Origin of the sequence: Winogradskyella undariae (genome assembly GCF_013285155.1) — a bacterium.
GTDB lineage: Bacteria > Bacteroidota > Bacteroidia > Flavobacteriales > Flavobacteriaceae > Winogradskyella > Winogradskyella undariae.
This window is the reverse complement of record NZ_JABTEL010000009.1, coordinates 33746-57549: the sequence shown is the minus strand read 5'-3', so window position 1 is coordinate 57549 and position 23804 is coordinate 33746. Positions and strand designations below refer to the sequence as shown.

Below are 23804 nucleotides of genomic sequence, written 5' to 3'. Positions count from 1 at the left end.
TACCCAGCACATGTCTGCGATTTTTAAAGAAAAAATAGTACCAAAATTAAAGTTAGAATCATTAGCTCCACCTGAAGTAAAAGCAATGCTTCAAGTTTTAGAGATAATGGACGCTACAGATACCGATGTTTATAAAAATGCTGTAAATAGTAGTAATTTAAACGGTGTAACAGCTGAATTTACTAAAAACACAGCACAACACCTCTATTTTCACCCTAAGGTTTTTGCCAATGAACAGGAAGGTTTAGAGCTTGTTGGGTCTTGGTACCCACTATTACAAAAAGGATTATTTCCTGATGAAAAAAGCACGAATAAGCTCGTCGAGTTTTTAAATTTTAGTCTAAGTTATTTACAAACCGATGCCGTTTCTGAAGATTTAAAAACACAAATTTTTCAGGTTTTAAAAATGCTCGTACAAAGCGAATCGGAAGCCTCTCTTCCTATCGCCCGCTTTTTAATCGACCGGATTTTTGATATTCGAGATGTATTGAGTTCCGATTTTTTAATTCAGTTTTGTATTAGATATCAAATTTTAAACGAAACATATTCCGTTGTCCAGTCAGATAAAACGATTACTAAACTTCCGTTCAAAATAAACAACGATTTTGTTCAGCATTTTTTTGAGAATGATTGGAGTAAATTCATCACTCAATTTCATCGTATATTACCCGTCGGTCGCGTATACGTTACTGGTGCTTACGATTTAATGTTGCCTTGGTTTACCACAGATTTAGCAGCCTATTATTATAATAGCTTAGAAGTTATTTATGAAGCACATAAAGCGATAAAAGAACGCTTGATTTTTGGAGACGTTAAAAGTTTAGAATTACTTAATTTAAAAACGGCTGAAGGTTTCTACCCATTAATTGCTGCTTTAGGTCCTAAAGTTTGGGATGCTGGCGATACCTTATTATTTAATAATCGTGATAAAAACATACCACAAGAACAATTAGACGTTTGCTATTTAAGATTTATAGATTGGTTAACTGCCGATGGCGGAAGTAATTTTTATACGGAAGCTTTTAAAGATTATGGCAAACTCATTTTCACAGAAAATACAGCAGAAGCACTTCCGCTGCAATGCATTCCGTTTTGGTTTAATACATGCCATCCAGAAACAGGTATTAAAAACCAAACAGAAACATACAATACCATTTTTTCAGATCTATTGATTGAAGAACGCCAAGGCAAACTTCCTATAATGCGTTTTGATCATAAGGATTTTCAAATGACGGGTGAATTTTTAATTAAAAACGTTTTTCAAACTAAAGATAACTTAAAGGGGTTTCTTCATGGTTTTACTAAAGAAAGTATTAAAAATCCATTAAATCAGTTTTTAGTTCGTACGTTTTACGATGCTCGCGAGGAATTATTTAATTTATACAACGCAGAACAACAAGAGATTTTACAATTGTATTTGTTAGAAATGGCCTATTCTACCAGAGATGTTAGAGATGATATTAGAAAACAAAACCTGCCTTTAATCACAAAAACGCTCATTACGTTATGTGCGGAACCAGGAAATTATTCTCGTGTAAACGAAATTGGCGCTCTTAAAAGTATTGATGCTTGTGTGGCCAAAATTTGTAACACGTTTGCTGGCGGACATTATATCAATGAAGCGCGTCCGTTAGAACTAAATATTATTCAAGCGTGGTTTAATTATTTAGGCGATTTTTATTACAGTTCTAGACAAGAAGCCGTTTGGGTTTCTAATCTTTTAACAACCCAAGGCGTAAGGACAGCTACCTATTTTAATGATCGTGAAGATGACACCAGTTATTTCTTAGATAAGGCGATCAATCGTATCATCACTTTTCATAAAAAATGCAAAATTAAAACTTCTGAAAATGTCGCTTTAGCTGAAATTTCAACAGAAATTGAAGTGTATTTAACTGATTTTCTAAGTGAATTAAAAAAAGATAAACTAAACGTAAACACCACTAAGTTTCTTTCTGATTATAGTCAAAGTACAATAGCCGATTTTAATGATCAAACAGAATTAGTAACTGCTATTAAAGCTTTTTATAATTTTCATTTTACAGAAGAAACAACCACAGAAACACCCACAGCTGTTAATAATTCTCAAACCATTACAATTGAAATGGAAGTTACTGAGATCAATCAAAAATATGTAGATGCTGTGCTTAATAATCTAGAACATTATAGTGAAAATGGAAGTTACGACACCGAACTTTTACAGCCTTTGGATGAAAAAATAGAAGAATTTAAAACCTGGTTACTTGATGATGAAACAGCAATACAAGTACGAATGGGGCAAGCACTTTATATGACTTTGCTAGACACCAATTTAGCGCCAGGAACAGCACAAGAAACCTACGGAAATCTTTGCCGAAGTTTATTTATACACTTAGTAAAAGGCACTCAAATGGCACCTTCATACGGTATGGGATTACAGGCAATGGCAAAATCTGGAGCCTATTCAGAAGATTTAACGACGGCTTTATTACAAGTCGTTGATGATTTAAACGCTTAGAAAATGACACAAGAGATCACACCCGAAATACAAGACCAATTAAATTTATCGGCCTTGATTTTAAAGAAAAATTATAAAAACGCAGATTTAACAAGTTGGTCTGGTTTCGATTTAGAAAACCAAATGCATGTAAAGCAAGCCAAACGCCTTTTAAGTTTATTTGGCATAAAATCTGGTTTGCACTTACGCAATAGTTTACAACGCTATGAAAACGGACAAATGGTATCTCATAATTTTGAAAAATTGGCTTCAGAGTTTCGTATGATTACCACAACCGATTTTGATGCCAAATATAATGCCGAAGAAAGCCCAAGAACCAAAGGCATTTATAAAATGGTATGGAAATACCGTTTTAGTCTAAAAAAAGAAAAACTTATGGGGTACGAAATGGCCTTTTATATTTTTCAAATGCGTTTAGGTCACGTATTAGGTTTTATAAATACAGATGAAATGATTTTACGTCTAGAAGAAGCTAACGACACTATAAAATCGACCTTTTCTAGTTGGAGTGATTTTCATCGTAACGTATGTTTAGGAGACGAATACGCTTTAGGAGCAACAGAACAAGATGTGAGTAAATTCCCAGGAACAGCGACGCTTTGGGACTGCTACCAACGTTTACATATAGAACATGCCGACTGGTTTAAAACATGGAAAAAATGAGTTTAACAAGAAGAGAAGTTATAAAACAAATTGAGCATGCAGAAGCACTTTATAAAGCTAACCTTTATGCGCCTTTACAATCTGTAATAAGCAATATTCAAGAAAATTTTGACGTATTAGGAGATAACAATCTTGCCGATAATGCCAGATATTATCGTATTTACATGCTTTATCTTGGTGCTTTTGAAGAAATGAATATGGACGTTATGGAGTCTTATTTACAAGCTTTAATAGATATAAATGAAGTATTACCTTCCGATTACGAATATGTTTGTAGTTACTATAAAGAGTGTAAAGAATGGGTATATGAAACGGCATTAATGACGTATTCATATAATGAAACCTTACATATCCATTACGCGTTAAAACTTCAAGAAGACAAACGATTTGAAGAAGCTATTATCACGCTTAAATATGTTTTAGAATGTTATCCTGCGTTAACAGAAGCACGTTTATTACTTTGGGATATTCAATCGGCTCAGTTAGAACAGTTATGCGCATCTTCCGAAGAAGCAGATTGTTTTGAATTATTAGATTTAGCATCGGCTACCCATAATAAAACGGTTCTAAAAGGCTTACAATTAGATGATCGTTTAGATCAAGCTGGTAAAAACCTAGCAATGATACAAGTCGAGATTTGGTCAAAATGGTCGGCAGAAATAAAAAAGCTATGGGATAAAGAATGGAAACATTTCGATTTAACAGATCACACACGCTTATTATTAGCTGATTTTGCTAAGAATTTTATGAGATATGATTTTGTATCTCAAATAGTAGCAACACCGCCTGAACCGGAATTTCCAGAGGAAAACTACAGCAATTTTGAGGAGTATCAAACCTATATGAAAGCCTTAGCAAACTCTGGTTGGCAATCGGCACAGCATCAATATGTGTTGATAGGAAATGCAGGATATTATCATACAAAACACAAACCAACTATTGAGGCTTGTGTAGAACGCGGTTTAGCTTTAAACCCTAAAAACCCGTTACTTCATGTTCTAAAAGCAAAATCTTATTTCCTTGACAAAGACTATAACCAAACAGGAGCTGCCTACCACGAGGCTTTTAGAAACGGATTAAGAATGAGTGAATATTTACAATATTTACTAGAGGTTAATGGTAGAATAGAAAGCTGGCAAGGTATTTTAGATATCGTTGTACAGTTTCATCGCAGAGAAACACCAACGCTTAAAACCTTATTTTTTCAAGCACGAGCATTATTTAGATTACATAGATTTGATGAAGCGCTAGAGGTGATTAATGAAGCGCTTGCAGATTTTCCGTTACCAAAACATTCTTTTGCGCCTTGGTTGTATAATTTACGAATGAATATTCATAGAATAAACCATAATTACACGGCCTTTTTTGAAGATATGCAAGAAGAAATCAACTTTTATGAGGATGATGATTCGGATTATTTTAGTACAATGAATATGTGTATTGAAGTACTTGTAGAAATGGGAGATTACGAAGAATGTCATAAATACGCCATCTATAATTTTGAGCAAGAGCAGTTACCGACAGAATTAAAACCTGTTTTTCAATGGATTTGTTATTATACGTTTCTGGAACACCCAGAAAAATTAGGTAAAGCCACTGCCGATGATTTAATAGATAACCCAACAACATTCAGTGAATACAGAAATAACGGATTCATTCAATGGATGTTAAGAGATAATACTGCTGGGGCAGAATCTTTAAAAATGGCAGCAGAGCTTTCAACTAACAAAGCCTGTTATTTAAAATTAGCCTTAGATTGTTTAACAGCAGGTTTTGATAATAAAACAACTATTACCCTTTGTGAAACCATCAAAAAAGAGGTTCCAGAAGCCAGAGATTGGCAACTAGATTTTGATTATGCCAATACTTTACAACAAGATAAAAGATATAAAGATGCTAAAATTGCGTATGAAAATCTATTGCAAAGTTATCCTGAAAAAACATTTATTAATTTCCCAAAAGACCAATATCATGTCATGTTAAGAGCTATAAAAAACATGGCTAAAGGTTTGGATAATGTAGAAGATTACACAAAATACAATGCCATGTATTTAAGTAAAGACAATCCGTCTGAAACGGCCCTATTAGAGCATTTAGAAATTGCACAAAAACATCATAAAGAGGATATCTTTCTTCAACATAATTTACTAGAAAGCATTTCTAAACGAAATATAGAATTTGAAAACGGAGAGCTAGAAATGTTAAATGAAATGAAAACTAGAATAAGAGCTGACTATTTCGTTTAAAAGTCATTAATTTCGCTCGTCAAATGAAAATTCACTCAAAATATAACCTACTTATTTTATTCTTTTTTTTGAACGTATTTAATGTCGTTGTTGCACAAACAACACAGAATACATCAAAAATAGACTCACTTTCTATTGTTTACAGTAATAATCTATATAAAAGCCCACAAGTCGCTAAAAAAGCAGCTTTAAAATGGTTAGAAGAAAGTAAAGCTTTAGAAATGGACTTACAAGTGGCTCGCGCCTTGTATGCTTTAGGAAATTTAGGAAATATTTCAGGCGATTATAAAAGTACTATAACGTACACTACCGAAGCAATTACCTTACTTAAAGCTGTTAAAGTTGAAAAAGGATTAGCTGCTTGCTATAATATATTAGCCTTAGGCTACAAAAACCTAGGGCAATATCCTGAAGCTATGGATAGTTTTATTCAGTGTTTAAATTATGCTAAACTAACAAAGAATAAAGTACAAGAATCCAATGCCTATCAAAATATAGCAACACTTTATTTACTTCAAAAAGAATATAAAAAAGCCGCAGAAAACTTAGATCGTGCAGCAAATCTTTACAGAGAGTTGGGCGATGATGATGGGGTACTTACTACCTTATTTAATTTTGCTAATATTTTAAAAGAAGAAGGGAAATTTGACCAAGCAAGAGAACATTACCAAACGGTTTTAGGCTACAGAGAAAAAGAAGGTAATAAAGCCGTAATTGCTTATGTTAATATTAACCTTTCGCAAATGCTTGTTGAAGAAGGCCGTTGTAAAGAAGCAGTGATTGCTTTACGCAAAACAATGTCGCTTTTAGAAGCCCTTAAATTTAATTCAGATCTTGTTATTGTATTAAATGATTTAGGATTATGCGAAAGTAAATTAGGACATAGAAAAGAAGCTATTGCAGCCTTTGTAAAAGCCTTATCTATAGGCCAAAACCAATCGCTTCAGCTTTATAATTCTGATATTTATAAAAATTTAGCACAACTTTACGAAGAAGATGGCGATTACGAAAATGCTTTAAAATTTTATCAAAAAGGTGTTATTACTGGAGAAGAACAAAACTCACTAGACAAAGAAAAATATGTCGCTAACATTCAAGAACGTTATGAAACCGAATTAAAGGAAACCCGCATTCAACTTTTAGAAAAAGAGCAAAAATTAAGTGATGCCGAGTTACAAAAAGTAGAACTGACTGTAAAACGACAAAAATTAATTAGAAATGTGCTTATTGCTGGGTTTGGCCTGGTGTTACTAACCTTAATAATTTTAAGACTTTTCTATCTTCAACGTTTGCGTGTGCAAAAAGAATTAAGCCTACAACAGGAAGAAAATGCCAAGCAAAAGATTAGTGAAATGATGAAGGATCATAAGCTATCTGTTATTGAACGTTACCAAGAAGGCCAGGATGAAGAACGCTCTAGATTAGCACGAGAAATACATGATGGCATAGGAAGTGATTTAGCAGGAATAAAAATAGCTTTTGAACATTATGTTGAAAGTAATCACGATCAATCACAATCAAATAGAATAGCAAAAGCTATAAGTAGTGCTTGTGTAGATGTACGTAGTCTTTCTCATCAACTACATCCTCTCTCTTTCTCGAAAATAGGATTTACCAGTTTCTTAAATGATTTTATTGATCAAATCTCAACAAAATCATCTATTGAAATTCAGACTTTCTTTTTTCCTGAAGAAGAAATCGATCAATTACCAGAATTACTTCTTGCAGATGCTTATCGTATTGTGCAAGAACTTATAAATAATATTTTAAAACATGCAGAGGCTACACATGCAGACGTACAATTGACCAAGCATGAAGACCATTTAAATATTGTAATAAATGACAATGGTAAAGGCTTTAAAAAGAATAAAAAACAAGGTATAGGACTTCGTAATATTAAAGAACGTTTACACAAAGTTGAAGGTGATTTAGATATTGATAGTAGTCCTGGTAACGGAACATCGATTACCATAAATATTCCTATAATTTAAAGATTTTGAAGAAAACAAACATCATTATAGCAGACGATCATCTTATGTTTTTAGAAGGCATAAATACCATATTAAGCGATATGGAAGAAATTGGTGAGATACATTTAGCTACCGAAGGCAAACAAGTAATTAGATTACTCAATCAGTTTGAAATTGGTTTAATTATAAGTGATATTAGTATGCCAAAAATGGACGGCATAGAGTTACTTACCGAGATTAAGAAAAAACATACGAGTGTAAAAATTATAATGCTGAGTATGCTAGATAACCATAGAACGGTACATAAAGTCATTCAGAAAGGTGCAGATGGATTTGTACCTAAATTTACGAGTAAAGAAGAGTTACAAAAAGCAGTGCGTACCGTTTTAGGTAATGAACAATATTTTTCAGAATTGATTAAGCAACGTTATATGGAAAGTGTTTTTGAACGTAAAAAGTATAAAAACATAGAACTTTCGCCTCGTGAAAAAGAAGTATTAGCGCTTTTGGCAGATGAGCTAACGTCTAAAGAAATTTCAGAAAAGTTATTTATTTCTGTTAATACCGTAGAGACACACCGAAAAAATATTCTTTTAAAAACAGGTTCTAAAACCACAACCGGAGCTGTAAAATACGCTATAGAATCTGGATTATTTGATTAATATAAAAACGGCTTGAATACCACTTTCAAGCCGCTTTTATTTACACTAATAGATCATTTATTTTGTTCTTATCCCCTCTGCTTCTACCGTTTTTATTAATTGTCTTAGTTCTTCAACGTAAGAATCTTTATCATTTTCTTCTGTTAGCAATTCTCCTCGATAAATAAATTTGGTATCTAAATCAAAATAGATAACATAAATTCCGGTCTGTGGATTTCTCCATTTCTCTTTTCTATTATTTACAATTCTTTTATCTTCTAAATACTGTATCCAAGCACCTCTAGACAAAGAAGATTTATCCATATAAATTTTGCTGCTTTCAGTAATTTTAAAATAAGGGTATGGTGTTTCTATTTTTGCCTGTATATTTTTTAGAATCATTGTTTTTAAAGTTTCAAAACCAACTGCTTTTTCGGACAATAACATTGGGTTGGCTTGCCATTTACTATCTTCAACTTCTAACGGAATGATCATAAAACCCTCTGGATGACTCGCTGTTCTAATCCGTAAACTAAATTGATAAGCAGAATCTAACTCTTCTATAGATTGACTTAACCGATCTATAAAACGTGCCACGATAGCTTCCAATTCATTTGGTTTTACATCTGCCTTAAAATTTAAATCAATAATTTCTGTAGAAAAATGTATTTCAGGAATTTCATTTTTAAAATCGGCTTTAACAGCTTGTCTCGCTTCATAGCGCTTTACGGCACCTTTATATAAATCGTCAACAGTCATTGAATCTATAGTAGGGTACATTGGCAAGGTGTCGTTTTCTAATATGTTTTTTAGATTAAGGTGTGTATAAAATTCAATTTCAGGAATATTTTTATCATAAATAAGCATACCATACATATTAGGATCCATAGTTGCTGCATTGAAAAACAAGCTTAAATCACTAAAGGCAAGTCTTCCTTTATATTTTTTTTGTAAATATTCTTCTAAATTAGCAGCAGCTTTCTTTTTAGGAATTCCGATGTAATTTGCACAACCTGCAACAATAAGTCCTATAATTAGGATACAAATAATACTTATAATTGTAATTTTCATACTTTTTTTGTTTAAAAAAATAAATGTAGCATAACACGCGTAGCAAATACTCACGGAATTCAGTGAGTTTGCACATTCCCTTAATAGTGGTGTTTTTACTATTAATACATCCTATACCTTTGAGATATTAATAAAACTAAAAACCACATATTATGGGATTACAGGAAAAAAGAGCTGCAAAATCAATAGAAGACCAATATTTAGGAAATTACCAAAAAGAAATTAATGAGATTGTTGGTAAAGAATTACCAATAAATATCAATTGGGATACCTTTGAAATGGATTTTATTAAATTTGTACCAAGTGTATGTTTACAACGCCTTACAGACGGACTAAAATTAGTTTGCAAAGACGACATGGGAAAAGAAGCTGTCGCAGAAAGTATAAACGCTATTGAAGTCTATTGCATCCCAAACGAAGGTGCTGAAGCTAAAAAAGAATTAAAATTAGAAGATGGCGTATTTTCATTAACAGCATGTTGGGGAGGGCACCACAGTGGTTATTTTATAGATTTAACAATTCGTGAGTATTTAGAAAACAACTTATAGAATTATATTTTTTTAATAACGTCTAAGTATCAATACAAAAAGGGAAAACGTAATACGCTTTCCCTTTTTGTATACTTCAATATTTTTTTATATCTGAAATAAAAAAGCCTTTAAGATTCATCTCTTAAAGGCTTTTTTTATTGTAATATGTTGTGCTTAATTTAGTTTTACATCATTTAAAACTACACCTGTTAATATCGCACTAAAGTAATAATCTTGAGACTGTACATTGTTCTCTGAAAATGACTGACTGTAATTATGAATTATAGCATTATCAAATACAAAACTAACAACAGGTTCTTCTTGGTTTTGATAATAAATTTTCAAACTGCCTGACCAATCGCCTGGTTTATGAGATAACCATTCTAAAAATAGCGTGCTCATCTCGTTCCTCATAGCGCCAGATAAATTTACATCTACCCCTCTTTCTTGTTCTTCGTTTGGATAGTATGTAGACGAAAAGCTATAATCACATTGCGAAAGCTTAAATAGCTCTTCTGTATGTTCGTCTTTTTTAATTCTTAATTCTATACGCTGAATTACATTTAATTCTTTCATATCATTCTTGTTTTTACAATTGCTTTTCTATTTGTGTTTGTAATCCTTTTGCCTTCGGGAAGCTTTTTAAACCTTTAGATGTATCTACAGTAATCGAAAGTACATCTTTTTCTAAACTTGATTTATTTTCGCTACCTAAATTAAAATTTATTGTTGAAATAGATTCTGAAAATGCTTCTTTTGCTAAATGATCAGCTGCTATACTAGAAAGCGTTTCTTTTAATAACGAAACTATTTTTGAAGCATAAAATTTATCAAGATCTTCGGGAGTACCTTCATGGATATAAACTATAGAAATTTCTTTTTCTAAAACTGCTTTAACTTCTAATTCTAACGCTTTTATATCTTTTTTAAGTTGAAGAACAGTAGGAATTTCATCTGCGTTTGGTACGAAAGGAATTTTCCCATCCGATAAAAGGTAACCATACTTATTAATGTTACTCAAAGAGATCGAAGAAATTGAATGTACTTCTATATATTGAAATTGTGCATCACGATCATAAATATCACATAATAAAACAACTTTCTTTTCGGCATCATGATTTACAAAAAAACCAGAAGCACTACCTGAATGTGTAGATATTGAAACTTTAGGCATATGGGGTCTATCTTCTTTTCTTTCTATGTCTGCTATTTCTTGAACTATCTTTAAAACGGCATTAGTATCTAATACTGGTAATTGTAACATTGTTTTAAAATCCATAATTGTATTTTTTTATTTTATACAAAGTTGAAATAATAGCGGTAAATATTTCTAACTGTTTTCAGGGATATTACAATCCCATTTAAACCACTAAAAAAGCAAAAAAAACTAAAAGTATTTGCCTATCCTCACTCTCTTTTAAAAACATCAACAAAAAGACCACAAGACTACACATTATGCAATTAATTAACATAAAAATTAAATAATACAACGTGCTTAATGGTTTAACTTTTTTTAAATTAGTAGTAGATTAACTAGTTTAATAAATATACTATATGTTGTTAATAAATAATAGTCATGAATTGACTCAACAAATCCCACTTTGGCCGTCAATCCCATTTTTTTTAATCCTATTAGCCATAGCCATTGGCCCTCTCATTGCAGAGGAATGGTGGGAAAACAATCGTAATAAATTATTAGTCTCAATAGTTCTAAGTGTACCTACTATAGGTTATTTAGTATATATGGATCTTACCGAACACCTAAAACATCAAGTTTTGGGAGATTACCTACCTTTTATAGTGTTATTAACGTCCTTATTTGTTATTACAGGAGGCATACACCTCAGTGGTGATATTAAAGCTAAACCAAAGATTAATACACTGTTTTTGGGTATTGGTTTTCTTTTAGCTTCTTTTATGGGAACAACAGGAGCTGCAATGTTACTAATACGCCCTGTAATATCTATTAATAAACAAAGACAGTTTAGTGTACATACCATTTTATTTTTTATTGCTGCTGTTGCCAATTGTGGTGGGCTTTTAACCCCACTTGGTGATCCACCATTATTAATGTTATACTTAAGAGGTGCTAGTTTTACTTGGTTCTTTAATCTCTTACCCGAATGGGCTTTTGTAGGAACACTACTTCTTACAGCTTATTATTTCCTTGATTCTTACTATTATAAAAAAGAACCTAAGGTAAATCTCCTTGCGGATGAAAGACAAATAAAACCGATACGCATTACCGGAGCTATTAATTTTATCTTTTTATTAGGAGTCGTTTTTTCTGTGGCTTTAATTAATCACGATGTTATACCTGCAATGGCTGAAGAAGACGCGTCTTATTTCCTTAAACATTTAAGAGAAATTGTTCTCATTGTATTAACTGTAATGGCTTATTTTACAACATCTCAAAAAATACGTGAAAGTAATAAATTTTCATGGGGACCAATCGCAGAGGTTGCTGTGGTTTTCATCGGAATATTTATTACCATGACACCAACACTTATTTATCTAAGCCAGCATGCGCCAGATTTAGGACTTACTGATCCATGGCAATATTATTATGCAACTGGTTTTCTTAGTGCCTTTTTAGATAATACACCAACGGCTGTGGCTTTTCATAGTGTAGCTTCTAGTATACCGTATGCAGATAGTATACCATTAGTCGCTAACGTCGCTGAAAACATATTAAAAGCTATTGCAACTAGTGCCGTTTTCTTTGGCGCATTAACATATATTGGAAACGGCCCCAACTTTATGGTGAAGTCTATTGCTGAAGATCACGGTATTAACATGCCTAGCTTCTTTGGGTATATGTTTAAATTTTCATTAATTATTTTATTACCCATATATATACTTACGCAACTTATATTTATGTAATAGAGTGAATATAATGTAGAACGTTTATAAAAAAAAGCTCCTATTTTTCATATGAGCTTTTTTTTTATCTATTTATGTGAATTAATAAAAATCGCATTAGTCTTGAAATAACAATAAAATTTGGATTATCCATCTAAAACTTTAATAATCTATTACGTTGTATTCCTATGGCTACCTTTGAAGAAGATGAAGTCACATGGTTTTTTAAGTCCTCGTTACGTTAAGTATAGCAAATAGAACAACAAACTATATAATATAGAAAGGAACCCTATTCTAAATAATGAGATGATCATTACATAAAATGGGCTCCTAATCAATTTCAATTCTTAAGTGATACAAAAACTAATAAGCTATAAAACTTTTAGGAAAAGCTTACAACACTAATTATATGATAGTTCAATCTAGACCATCACATGATAATTTTTATGAAAGACAACAGTTTTTAATGGCAGAAGCTGATATAACTGCGGTATCTGTAAATGTAGCTTACGGTTTTTCTACAGCTGAAGCGACAGTGAATGCATGGTTAAATAGCGAAAGCCATAAAATGAATATTGAAGGAGATCACACACATTTTGATATATCTGCAGAACAAGCCGATAATGGGAAATGGTATTTTACAAATATTTTTATAAAAAAATTATAACATATAATAACACAAACACTTTATAGTTTTTTCACTTTACAATACAGTATCTAATTGTCCTTTATTTATAAAGAGTTAATGGTTTATGCAGTACAAATGTGATGCAAATTTTACACTATTTATCGATTAGGTAAAAAAAGCAGGTTAACTCTAATTCTGTTTATTTTCAAAAGATATTCTATGATATTTACATCATTTATAAGTTCATTTGGGTATCTCAATAGAGATATTTGTAAAAAGCAAACCCTATAATTACAAATACTATTTTTAAGTTTTAAACTAAAAATAACGTTCTTCAATTAATTATTTTTTTGAAACACCAATGACATTTGGTATTGGCCAAAATTGATTGTTGTTATCATTTTCATTGAAGCCCGTTTCATAGCTCCCCATCTTTTCAATGGTTGTCTTGTTATGATTGAGGTAAAAAGAAGCTTCTGGTCCGCCTTCTAGATACATTAAATTATGTAGGTTTAATGAAGATTTAGAGAGTATGTCAATAAAATCGTGCACCGAATATGGCGACCGAGAAAATATAAAAAGGACATTATCTTCTTTATCCTTGCCAATAACCACCATACTCCATTTTTTACTTTGCTGACTCCATCTATTTTTCTGGTTGCAATCCATCATTCTAATAGATTGTGAAAACGAATTGTATTGTGTTTTTAATACGTCCCAATCTTGACAGGTTAAATCTATGATTTGAAATTCTGGAACACTATCCGTTTTTCTATTAAAAGCAACAACAGTATTATCGCTATTTAATCTTCCATTGTTTACAAAGTTAAAATTCTTCATATAGCCAACATTTGTAGCATGGTCTGCCATATACATGCCTGCATTTATTACAGCAATTTGATTTTCTTGCTTAGACCAATCTTTGGCTGTTTTAGAGCTCCCCCCTTTTTCCTTGGCACTCAACAAATTGAAATTATATAATTTAGAAGAGATTTTTAAAACATCTATTTTACTATCACTATGGCTCGACTTTATTGGCGCATTATATGTTGTATAATACAAACCTTCATCAATTTCTTTCCAAATTATTTCACCTTCAATAAACCTACTCGACAAAAGCAGACATCCTATTATTACAGCAATAACGACATATAAAACATTTTTCATCTTATTAATTATTATATAATTCAACTTTATTATTATCTGTAATTGATGTGCTTTGACTTAGAAATTAAACCCTACTAATTATATTCTTTTTCAGAGATTATTTTATCGTTTTTGTATTCTATCTCTTTTTCAATTTTTCCGTTTAATTTATAGTATTTCCATAAACCAGTTCTTTCATCCTTTGCGTATAAACCTTCACTATACACATTACCAGCGGCATTGTAACTTTTATAAATACCATTCTTTTTACCATCTACAAAAGTGGTCGTATTTTGAAGCATTTGGTCACTTGTATAAGCTGTCCAAACACCAGTTTGATAACCAATTTTATATTGTCCTTCTAATGTTAAATCGCCTGTTTTAGAATATTTTTTGTAAATACCATCCTTGTAACCATCTTTAGAATCTACAATTTCTTTTTTATTTCCGTTGTCATAAAAATTAGTTTCAGATTTTAAATAACCTTCTGCATATTTCTTTTCACTTAACAAAATACTTGAAGAATCAAAATACATACTAACACCATCTAACTTACCATCCTTATAGGTTTCTTCTGACGCTAATTTGTCGTTAACATGGTAATCTTTCATTACATAATCTTTGGCTGCTGTGTATTCTTTCTCCCAAATCATACGACCATCTTCAGTCTTCTGTGACCAAGAACCTGTTGGTTTGTCATTTTTGTAAAACGTGGTTTCAATTAATTTTGTTCCTAATCTTGCATCCTTTAAATGCACCACCCATTTCCCTTCTTTTAAATCATTTTTATAAGATTCTGTTCTCTGTAAGTCTCCTTTTTTATTATAGGTTTTCCATTCGCCTTCCTTTAAACCATCCTGATACTTAAAGTCTTCATTTATGCTTCCATCTGAATAATAAGAAATGCTTTTTCCGTTAGCTTGCCCTTTATCATTAAAAGTCATTTCTTGTTCTATGTTTCCAGACATATCGAAATCCTTCTTGACACCTATCATTTTACCGTTCTTAAAACTGACTTCGGTATAAGCGCCACTATTCTCAGCAATTTTGTAATCGCCTTCTAAGAATTTATTATCGTTTTTAAATAAAACATCTTTACCAAAACGTTGGGTTTCTACATCGTCCCACATTAAATAGGTGTCTTGAGCACTTAATTTTGTTATGGTAATTAAGCAAATTATTAAGATTAACTTATACATCTTTTATCCGTTTAGAAATTTATAATTGATACTGATGTAAAGATATGTGAGGTTAGACAAGAAGTAATTAGCCAATCTATATTCGTTAGCATTGCGTTTATATTAGTAAGATATAATGTAAGTACTTGTTAAAACGAGTTCAATAGCTAATACTCGGATGGTATAAGGCTATTATTAGCCTAAAGTACTTATTAGAGCATAGGTTTTTTATTCTGCTGAGACAGCACGTTCTCTATTCTTATTCAAACTGTATTCAACATAAATCATTATAAGATTAAAACCAATAAAAGCAATGGGCTCAAAGTTAAAAGACTTATCATCCATACCGAGAAAATGAATAGACAACATTGTTATGGGTACTAAAGGAACTAATACAAATAATGATGCTATACCTATTGAAAACGATTTTATGACTCTAAATATATTTTCGACTACAAATACATCGGCATATTTAATCATACGATAAGTGACATTTAAAATAAAGAACAACAAAGCAATGTCTATACCTTTAAGGACTAAATTATCTTGTAGAAAATTAGAAAACACCAACCAATCTTTATAAATAAAATATAAAATAACCAAAATACATGCTAACAGCCTTGAATAAAATAAACCTTCATTATTGTTAAGGATACGATGTAACGTTTTATTATTAATGTTACTTTTTACACGCTCCGGAATCCTTAAAAACGGATTTAAAACTCCTATAATACTAAATAGAATAGCAGCATTAAATTGAAAAACTAAATCGTCGTAAAACCGATTGTAATAAGAGTTATTATATGAGGCTAAGTTAAATTGAGATAGAATGATATTTAATAGTATTAAAACAACTAGAAAAATATGAAAATACATAGGATTGTAAAAAACATTATGACCAGTGGATTGTAATCCACTTTTTCTAGAGTTAAGAATTTTAGTTAATATAGCCTGTGAGCTTCCTAAAATTTTAACTTTTTTCATCAAAAAAACAATACCGACTAGCATGAACACCAAGGCAAACGAAATAAAAACATAAAAGAGCATTATTTTGGGTTCCTGAAATACAATTGAGAGTATAATGACTAAACAAAATCCTCCCAATAAGATATAAAGTCCTTTACGAATTAAGTTGCTATTATTAATATCTCCTTTTTTTTCACTCATAAATACTGCCAAATTCACCAATTATATAAATAGTTACAATTTGATATATTAAGGTAATTATCTACTATTACTCTTGTTGTAACCAGTTAAATTTTCCATCTTGCCAGTAAACAAAACCGCCTCCACAACTTTCGGAAGCATGCATGTAAATAGCGTTATAGTTCAGTTTAACTTTTTTATTTTCTGGCACATCTTTGTAGTCTATAAAATCATCTTCGAAATTAGACCATAACGCTTCTCCTCTATCTACTTTTTCAAAAATGCCAACCCAACTGTAATCCGTTATATTAAATGGATCATTTTCTAATCCTAAAATATAAACTCTAATCGTTTTTCCGTAATCAATAAAAGCAATTTTTGTTTCCTCTGCATCGTTTTTAAGTAGTACAATAAGATCATCTGTCTTATCTCCAAAAAAATCACCTCTTAAGTAAAAGGGTTCCATCTCTGCTCTAAAAGTATAATTTTCGAGTTCTTTTTGTTTAAAAACTTCAGCCGCAAGATTTTTAATGGTTGTTGATTTTTTCTTTAAATAACCATCAAACACATAACCAAATTCTTCGTTAGAAATAAAATAAGATTTATTTTCAATCTTTACTTTTACCCAAGTTCCCTTAATTTCTTTAGCATCATCTTGTATCGTTTGTGTGTATGCTGTTTCCTCAATGATTTGAACCTGAGCACCAAAAGGTAATTTACCCAATTTCTCGCCTTTAGAATTTGGCTTTTCTCTTAGAATAAGTCCATTTTCTGCAGTAACAATATATTTAATTTGAGCATAACTTTTTAATGCTGAAATTGAAATTATAAAAAATAAAATGATTGTAAATTTCTTCATAACTATAGTCTAAGTCGTAACTTTAATGCTCCTTTAATCCTTTATTTAAAAGGCTTAATAATAACTTCTTCCGTAATGCTTTCGTTCTCTTTTGTATTACAATAAAACAACACCGCTTCAATATCACCATAATAACAGTTATTTATATAATAATGGTATTCAAAGTTAGTATCTGGTAACTGCTCCATGGCTTCCATGAGTTGTGCCTTTGTTGTAATCTCTTCAGTATCTACTTTATTTTGTATAGTTTTTATAATTTCTATAGTTTCTTTTAACTCTTTCATTGAGCTATCACTAAGTACTGGATGACTAGAACTAGAGATCACTTCTAAATTTTTCTTAGACTTATGTATAGCTCCAATTTGTTGTGAATCATCTAAGCTTAAAAATTCAGTGTTTTTTTGGGGCACTATAATCTGAACTTTATTTTCTTTGAAACGGACTTCAATACTTTCATCTCCTTCCGTTATTTTTTGATAAGCTTCAGTTATTTTATAGACTTTGAGTTTTGGGTATTCTATAGTCAAAGTCATTTTTAGCTCTACAATCTCTTTGATTGTATCGATTTCGAAACTTAAGTCATTAAACACGATTTCATCTTGTGAGCTAGAACCATCTTTATATGTAATGTTATGAATTGTAGTTTTAAAAGCTATATTAGAATATTCTTGATTAGCAAATAACATCAGGTTTTCAACATTTAAAATTAGCTGAACTATAGAACCATCCATTCCAAAAGATTGCTGAAAAGAGATGTCTTCTGAAATATTAACAATCAATGAGACTGCTTTTGGTTTATCAAATGTAGTCGTCGTCTCAAAACTTTCAGTTGTAAATTTTAGTTCGTCTTGATCATTATCTTCATTACATATAAAACCTCGTTTCCGTGTTTCATTTTCTATAATTGAAGGTGACCTATCTATAAAATCTTTTTGAGTTACTACAAATTCTTCAAAACTACTAGACTTTAATTCATTTATCAATTCTTGTTTAAGTGTTGGTCTTTGTGCATTAATGGTTGTGAAGCTAAAGAAAGCGCATATTACACCTAGTTTAACAACATTACTAAAATTGAGGATTTTATAGACTATGCTGTTTCTGTTCTTATGTTTATTCATAGTATCTTTTATTAGTTTTATCTTTATTTTATCTGGTGATATGTAATCGTTTCTTTAGACTGGTCACAGTTGTGTTCTTTAATTTCTATGACGTCATTTTCAAATATTTTAGACTGCACACCACAGTAGGCATCACCTTTTATCGTAGAAGAAAAAACAAGAATAGGTGCGTCATTTTTATTTAAAATTAAATAGGCCAAAAGCCTATGTTCTTTCCAATTCTGAACAATTACCAAGTGTTTATTTCCATTAAAATTATCCGTTATAAAATAATTATCATGCTTATTTTTTATGGTATAAGTATATGGTATTTTATAAGTACTTAAATCTTCTTTTGTTATTTTTTCAGCCTCATGCATTTCATACATTATCGTAGGGAAATCTACAGTAAACACATTACATGGACTAAACCTTTGGTTTTCGTAATTCTCTAAAAGTTTTTTTAATCGCTTGTTTTCTAATTTTAAATCTAGATGAGCAACATAATCTTCTACTATAATCTTATTTATTTTCCTCAAAGCACTACTATCTTTATGAAAATCCATAAATCTTAACTCAACAAGACCTCTGTCTATTAAACTTTTTACAAAGGGTTGAGCATATTCTGGATTGTTTAAAAGTTTAAAATTTTTATGCACATCTTGTAACGTACTTAACATTTCGCTCTGCCTTTCAGCCTCTAATTCTAGCAATTCTGCTCGTGCTTCAAGTTGATGATTTTTTAAAAAATAAACACCTATTGCTGTGCCTATTAAGACACCAATAGCCAGTATGGTAAATGCTAGTTTATTTTTCATGTTAACAATTATTTTAAGAGATACAGCTTATATAATGAGGATACTTCACAATATGCTAAAAAAGCAATTGCTTATTATCTACAAATAATTTATAAAACGCTAGTGTATGGTAATGGTAACATTCAATTACGTGAGCTGTTAGACTAAACAACACCAGGAATATATATGTGATTTTAAAGATGAACTTCATTTTAGTCTTATTTTAAATAAAAATAGTAAAATGATGTTGTGACCTAAAGCGCCAATCTATATTCGCTAGTGTTCATTCTTTTTTAGATGCTTCTTTATGTGATGTAAGAGTTCATTTAAGGTATTTCCTTTTATAAAGTTTTCATTGATACGCATTGTAGCACCATCTAAAAATTTTAATTTCACCTTTCTAAACCGTAAATAGTTACTCCTTTTAGCATAAATAGCCAAAATAAAAAAGGCTCTATTAGACATTGAAAAATCTACGGATTTTATTTTAAAACTTACCAATGTACTCAATTTACGCTCTTTTGTAATAAGCCCTAAAAAACGATGAGTTTTAAAAAAATCATCTTCAATCTCGTAAGTTTTAATATTCCAAAGACCAAAAAAAACAACTATAACACCTAAAAAGCACCACCAAAAACTGATACTTTCTGTTTTAAAAAATTCAATATATAATCCTATGATTAATAAGATAACTCCAAGAATAATAGGCTCCAACTGAACGTTATAATCTATTTTAGTTTTTATATGCGTTTTGGTGACCTTCATTGATTATTTAAACTGGAGTGTTATATAATGATATTCATCGTTTTAAGAGTATACTACTTATACCTCGTTTTCTCTATCACTTTTCCCTTTTCGTTATATAACTTCCAAACGCCTTTCTTTTCTCCTTTTTCGTAGAATTTTTCTTGTTTTATGGTTCCGTTTTCAAAATATACTATCCACGCACCATCGGATTTAGAAAGCACATATTTTCCTGTTTTTTCAACTTTTCCATTTTCATGATATCTTATTAAAGTGGACGTACGTCCTTCTTTATAACTCACACCAATAAAGCTCTCCTTTAGAATATTACTTGGGTAGTAATACTCGTACTCCTCAAAAGAACCTAAGGCTTCACCTTTATTGTAATTTTGTTTTTGTTTTAGCTTACCATCTCTATTATAATAACTCCAAAGCCCATCTTTTTTATCCGCTTTATAATGGCCTTCTGCTTCTAATTGACCATCAGAATAATAGCGCTGATATAATCCTTCCAATTCACTATATTGGTTATAAGTGAGCTTCTTTTTAGTTTTAAACTCTCTTAATTGCCCGTTTTCGAAGAAATCTTTATTTATAGTAGTACCAAAAAAAGATTCATTTTCATTTAATGGATTTAGTAGTTTATCTTCTTGAATTATTATTGAAGATAGTTGCCCTTCATTTCTATAGTAATAGTCAATTCTTTTTGAAGGAAAACAACAATCACCAGAATAAATATCGTCGCTTACAATTTGTCCGGCTTCATTATACTCTTTCCAATTTCCTGTTCTCACACCTTCATTTCTATAACTAACAGATTCTAATTGTCCGCTTTCGTAATATTCTTTTATCTCTCCATGTAAATTTCCTTTTTTATATGAAGCACTGAATTTTAATTGGCCATTTGGGTAATACATCTTTTTAGTACCTTCCTCTCTTAACGTATTATACGCTGTAACAGACTTTAGGTTTTTACTCTCTTTATAGTATTCCTTTTTGGTGTCGACATGAGATTCTTCATCAGAAAAATCAACTTTTTTTGTCAGTTTTCCTTTTCTATCAAACGTTTTCCAAATACCAGTTTTAATACCATCTTGGTAAATTCCAGATTGGATAATAATTTTGTTTGAATCCATTTTACCTAAAGCAACCACTTTTTTATAATCTTGTAAATAGGTTGTAAATTCTCCCGTTAATTCTCTTTGATTATTGTAACTACCTTCTTCTAAAACATAGACTTGTGGATTAGCACCTTCTGTATTATAACCTTCTGGTGTGTATTTAAAAGCACCTACTTTTTCTCCGTTTACATAATTGTATTCATAAAACAACAAACCATCATCATTAAACTTTGCGTGCTTACCGTTTTTTATGCCTTTGGTATAATTTATGGTCTCTTTTAATTGACCCTTATAATCATAAAATTCTTGAGTGCCTTCTAACGTATCATTACGTTTGCGCTCTATTCTCTCTATGCTTTCATTATTATCCTTGTATGTTTTCTCAATGATATCACCTTCTGGAGTTTTTAATATTTTGGTGTCTACATCATTGTAATCACCATCTATTATGGTATACGTTTTCTTTAATTTCCCTGTTTTTAAATCATAACTTTTTAAGGTTCCGTTACCATTTTTTAAAGTTCCGTGATTTAACTTATGACCTTCTTTATCGAAAAATGAAAGTATATTATAAACTTTACCTTCTTTATAATTAGATGATTTATGCAACTGTCCGTTATTAAAAAAAGTTTCTGAAACTCCTGCTTTACGATCATCAATAAAACTTCCGGTATTTGCTACTCTTCCGTTTTCGTGATAATAAATAAAAACGCCATGCGCTTTGCCTTTATTAAAATTAAAAGTTCCACTTAATTTCTCTTGCGCATCAAACATCTTCCATTCTCCATGTTTTTGCCGTGGTAAAAGCCGACCAAAAAAGTCATATTTATTCTGTTTTAAAAAAGGACCTTTAGCAGATAGTTTTCCTTTTTCATCATAGAGCAATATGTCGCCTACCTCTAATGCGCCTTTAGTAAAAATGGTATCTGTGGTAAATATTGTTTTCTGTTTTATTACATCATTTTTATAATAGAGTAATTCTAAGTTTGCCTTGCCATAGACTTCATGGTCGATAACTTTAGTCTCTGAATGTTGTGCAAAACTCGCTGAGATGCTAAATGCAAACAGTAAAATGAAAAATATGTTTTTATTGCTGTTTTTTAATTTCATACGATTCTTTTTATCTAAAATTATTTACACAAAATTTGTTCTGCTAAAAGACTCACAACAAAACCTACTATAACCATAAGACCTGAAAAAACAGTAAAAAGTATAGAAACTATTGTTATAAAAATGGCTGACTATTTATTATTTCGAAATATGGTTTTTCACTTAATCGTAATACCTCGACCACCATATAAATGAACAGCAAACAAACTAAACTCTTCACCTAGTTCTTCTTTTTTTAACTTATATTTTTTGCTGTTTTCTACAATTAACTTCTTTATTTGGCTAGACTTAGACATTGCAATACCTGCAATAACAAAAACGGCAAGGATAATAACACCAACTATAGACAATTCCACAGCCATAATAGTATCATAAGTATCTATAGCATAACTATTACCTGCAATAAATATATTGTGGATTAAAACGAGTACAAATATGAGGGCAAAACATAGTTTTGCATAAGTTTCCATATCTATAGACGCCCCATAAAGGTCCATCATCTCTTGAGTTTTCTCCTTTGGTATAGCCTCTAAAGATTTTAATTCAATTTTTTCTGTAGTTTCATTCCCCATAATCTCGTTCTTTTGAGATATAAAAATAGAACAGGTAAGACTGATAAAAATTAGGCAATTAATATTTGATTGGGTTGAGTCTATATTCGTGAAATAAATTCACAAAATTCCATTATAGCTTTCTTTTAAATTAATTATGAATAGAATTGAGACTATTACATTGAAAACCAATATAGATATATCAAAGTGCTTTACCCTTTAATTAACTTAGAAACAAAATCGTCTTTTCTACGTGAAGCTACAGGTATTTTTTCGCCACTCTTTAAATAGATATACCCATTTTTATCATATCTATCTACAAAAGTCATGTTTACAATATAAGATTGATGCGTTCTCAAAAAATCACCTTCTGGCAACTGACCTTCGTATTCTTTAATTGGTTTTGAGGCTAAATACGATCGTCTATCCGTTAAAAAAAATGTAGTATAACCTTTGTCTGATTTGCAATACAATAACTCTTTAAAATCAATAACCTGGTACCCTTCTTGCAAACTCAAAACCAGTTTGTTTTTGTCTTTGTTTATTAACTGATCTTTTACAATTTGAATTTGTTCTCCGAGTATAGACTTATCTGCAACTAGAGCCTTATCTATGGCTTGCTCTAGCTCATCTATATCTACTGGTTTTAAAATATAATCAATAGCACCATTTTTTATAGCTTGCAAAGCGTATTGCTCGTAAGCGGTTATAAATATGACCTGAAAATCTAAACTCCCAACTTGTTCTAAAAAATCGAAAGCATTACCATCTCGTAAATTGATATCCAAGAAAATAAGGTCTGGTTTACAAGCATTGGCTACCGTTACAGCCTCTTTTACAGACTCACATTCTCCTAAAATTGTAATATCCTTATCTAAACTATTTATCATAGCCAAAAGTCCTTTTCTAATGTATAATTCGTCTTCTACGATTAACGCTTTCATCAT

At 30.9% G+C, this 23804-nt stretch carries 21 protein-coding genes; 8 read left to right on the top strand and 13 right to left on the bottom strand.

The features are described 5' to 3' along the window. Window positions 1-10: 10 nt before the first annotated feature. Genes HSX10_RS12775 through HSX10_RS12755 form a run of 5 tightly spaced genes read left to right on the top strand, consistent with a single transcriptional unit; the run spans window position 11 to window position 8038 of the window. Entirely contained in the window at window positions 11-2497 is a 2487-nt protein-coding gene (locus tag HSX10_RS12775) for a hypothetical protein (protein WP_173588625.1), read from the top strand. Between the two features lie 3 nt (window positions 2498-2500). Further along, complete coding sequence (locus HSX10_RS12770) at window positions 2501-3160, top strand: DUF1266 domain-containing protein (protein WP_173588624.1); 660 nt, start codon at window positions 2501-2503, stop codon at window positions 3158-3160. Further along, window positions 3157-5406 carry a tetratricopeptide repeat protein gene (locus tag HSX10_RS12765; protein ID WP_173588623.1) on the top strand — a complete coding sequence of 750 codons (2250 nt, stop codon included), beginning with the start codon at window positions 3157-3159 and terminating at the stop codon, window positions 5404-5406. Before HSX10_RS12770 ends, HSX10_RS12765 begins: the two co-directional genes overlap by 4 nt. Window positions 5407-5429: 23 nt before the next feature. Further along, window positions 5430-7397: a tetratricopeptide repeat-containing sensor histidine kinase gene (locus HSX10_RS12760; protein WP_173588622.1), complete on the top strand. Its 1968-nt coding sequence runs from the start codon at window positions 5430-5432 to the stop codon at window positions 7395-7397. Window positions 7398-7402: 5 nt separating this feature from the next. Next, window positions 7403-8038, top strand: a complete 636-nt coding sequence (locus tag HSX10_RS12755) for a response regulator transcription factor (RefSeq protein ID WP_173588621.1) — start codon at window positions 7403-7405, stop codon at window positions 8036-8038. A 57-nt stretch (window positions 8039-8095) separates the two neighbouring features. Here the strand turns inward: HSX10_RS12755 and HSX10_RS12750 are convergent, their stop codons facing one another. Further along, entirely contained in the window at window positions 8096-9088 is a 993-nt protein-coding gene (locus tag HSX10_RS12750) for a hypothetical protein (RefSeq protein ID WP_173588620.1), read from the bottom strand. 152 nt (window positions 9089-9240) lie between these two features. On the opposite strand from HSX10_RS12750, the gene HSX10_RS12745 reads away from it, so the two are divergent. After that, window positions 9241-9636 carry a hypothetical protein gene (locus HSX10_RS12745; protein WP_173588619.1) on the top strand — a complete coding sequence of 132 codons (396 nt, stop codon included), beginning with the start codon at window positions 9241-9243 and terminating at the stop codon, window positions 9634-9636. 156 nt (window positions 9637-9792) lie between these two features. Here the strand turns inward: HSX10_RS12745 and HSX10_RS12740 are convergent, their stop codons facing one another. Together HSX10_RS12740 and HSX10_RS12735 are read right to left on the bottom strand one after the other, a co-directional pair. Further along, window positions 9793-10194, bottom strand: coding sequence for a hypothetical protein (locus HSX10_RS12740; protein WP_173588618.1), 402 nt, complete (start codon window positions 10192-10194; stop codon window positions 9793-9795). A gap of 13 nt (window positions 10195-10207) precedes the next feature. Continuing rightward, a complete protein-coding gene (locus HSX10_RS12735; protein WP_173588617.1) occupies window positions 10208-10897 on the bottom strand; it encodes a hypothetical protein in 690 nt (229 codons plus the stop codon). 275 nt (window positions 10898-11172) lie between these two features. Here HSX10_RS12735 and HSX10_RS12730 point away from each other — a divergent pair, with 275 nt between their 5' ends. Together HSX10_RS12730 and HSX10_RS12725 are read left to right on the top strand one after the other, a co-directional pair. Continuing rightward, a complete protein-coding gene (locus tag HSX10_RS12730) occupies window positions 11173-12501 on the top strand; it encodes a sodium:proton antiporter (RefSeq protein ID WP_173588616.1) in 1329 nt (442 codons plus the stop codon). 388 nt (window positions 12502-12889) lie between these two features. After that, window positions 12890-13147 (top strand): CAP domain-containing protein, encoded by a 258-nt coding sequence (locus HSX10_RS12725; RefSeq protein WP_173588615.1) that lies wholly within the window; start codon window positions 12890-12892, stop codon window positions 13145-13147. Window positions 13148-13450: 303 nt separating this feature from the next. Here HSX10_RS12725 and HSX10_RS12720 read toward each other — a convergent pair whose 3' ends face one another. From HSX10_RS12720 to HSX10_RS12675, 10 genes are all read right to left on the bottom strand, one after another. Next, window positions 13451-14275: a phosphodiester glycosidase family protein gene (locus HSX10_RS12720; RefSeq protein ID WP_173588614.1), complete on the bottom strand. Its 825-nt coding sequence runs from the start codon at window positions 14273-14275 to the stop codon at window positions 13451-13453. Window positions 14276-14349: 74 nt separating this feature from the next. Beyond that, complete coding sequence (locus HSX10_RS12715) at window positions 14350-15453, bottom strand: toxin-antitoxin system YwqK family antitoxin (RefSeq protein ID WP_173588613.1); 1104 nt, start codon at window positions 15451-15453, stop codon at window positions 14350-14352. Between the two features lie 207 nt (window positions 15454-15660). Then, window positions 15661-16599 (bottom strand): hypothetical protein, encoded by a 939-nt coding sequence (locus HSX10_RS12710; protein ID WP_173588612.1) that lies wholly within the window; start codon window positions 16597-16599, stop codon window positions 15661-15663. 67 nt (window positions 16600-16666) lie between these two features. Next, window positions 16667-17437, bottom strand: coding sequence for an SH3 domain-containing protein (locus HSX10_RS12705; RefSeq protein WP_173588611.1), 771 nt, complete (start codon window positions 17435-17437; stop codon window positions 16667-16669). Between the two features lie 41 nt (window positions 17438-17478). Next, the gene (locus HSX10_RS12700) at window positions 17479-18555 is read right to left on the bottom strand and encodes a hypothetical protein (protein ID WP_173588610.1); all 1077 of its coding nucleotides are present in this window, start codon (window positions 18553-18555) and stop codon (window positions 17479-17481) included. 23 nt (window positions 18556-18578) lie between these two features. Then, window positions 18579-19352: a hypothetical protein gene (locus tag HSX10_RS12695; RefSeq protein ID WP_173588609.1), complete on the bottom strand. Its 774-nt coding sequence runs from the start codon at window positions 19350-19352 to the stop codon at window positions 18579-18581. Window positions 19353-19607: 255 nt separating this feature from the next. Then, window positions 19608-20096 carry a hypothetical protein gene (locus HSX10_RS12690; RefSeq protein WP_173588608.1) on the bottom strand — a complete coding sequence of 163 codons (489 nt, stop codon included), beginning with the start codon at window positions 20094-20096 and terminating at the stop codon, window positions 19608-19610. 53 nt (window positions 20097-20149) lie between these two features. After that, the gene (locus HSX10_RS12685; RefSeq protein WP_173588607.1) at window positions 20150-22306 is read right to left on the bottom strand and encodes a toxin-antitoxin system YwqK family antitoxin; all 2157 of its coding nucleotides are present in this window, start codon (window positions 22304-22306) and stop codon (window positions 20150-20152) included. 158 nt (window positions 22307-22464) lie between these two features. Beyond that, the gene (locus HSX10_RS12680) at window positions 22465-22878 is read right to left on the bottom strand and encodes a hypothetical protein (protein ID WP_173588606.1); all 414 of its coding nucleotides are present in this window, start codon (window positions 22876-22878) and stop codon (window positions 22465-22467) included. Between the two features lie 191 nt (window positions 22879-23069). Next, entirely contained in the window at window positions 23070-23804 is a 735-nt protein-coding gene (locus HSX10_RS12675; protein WP_173588605.1) for a LytR/AlgR family response regulator transcription factor, read from the bottom strand.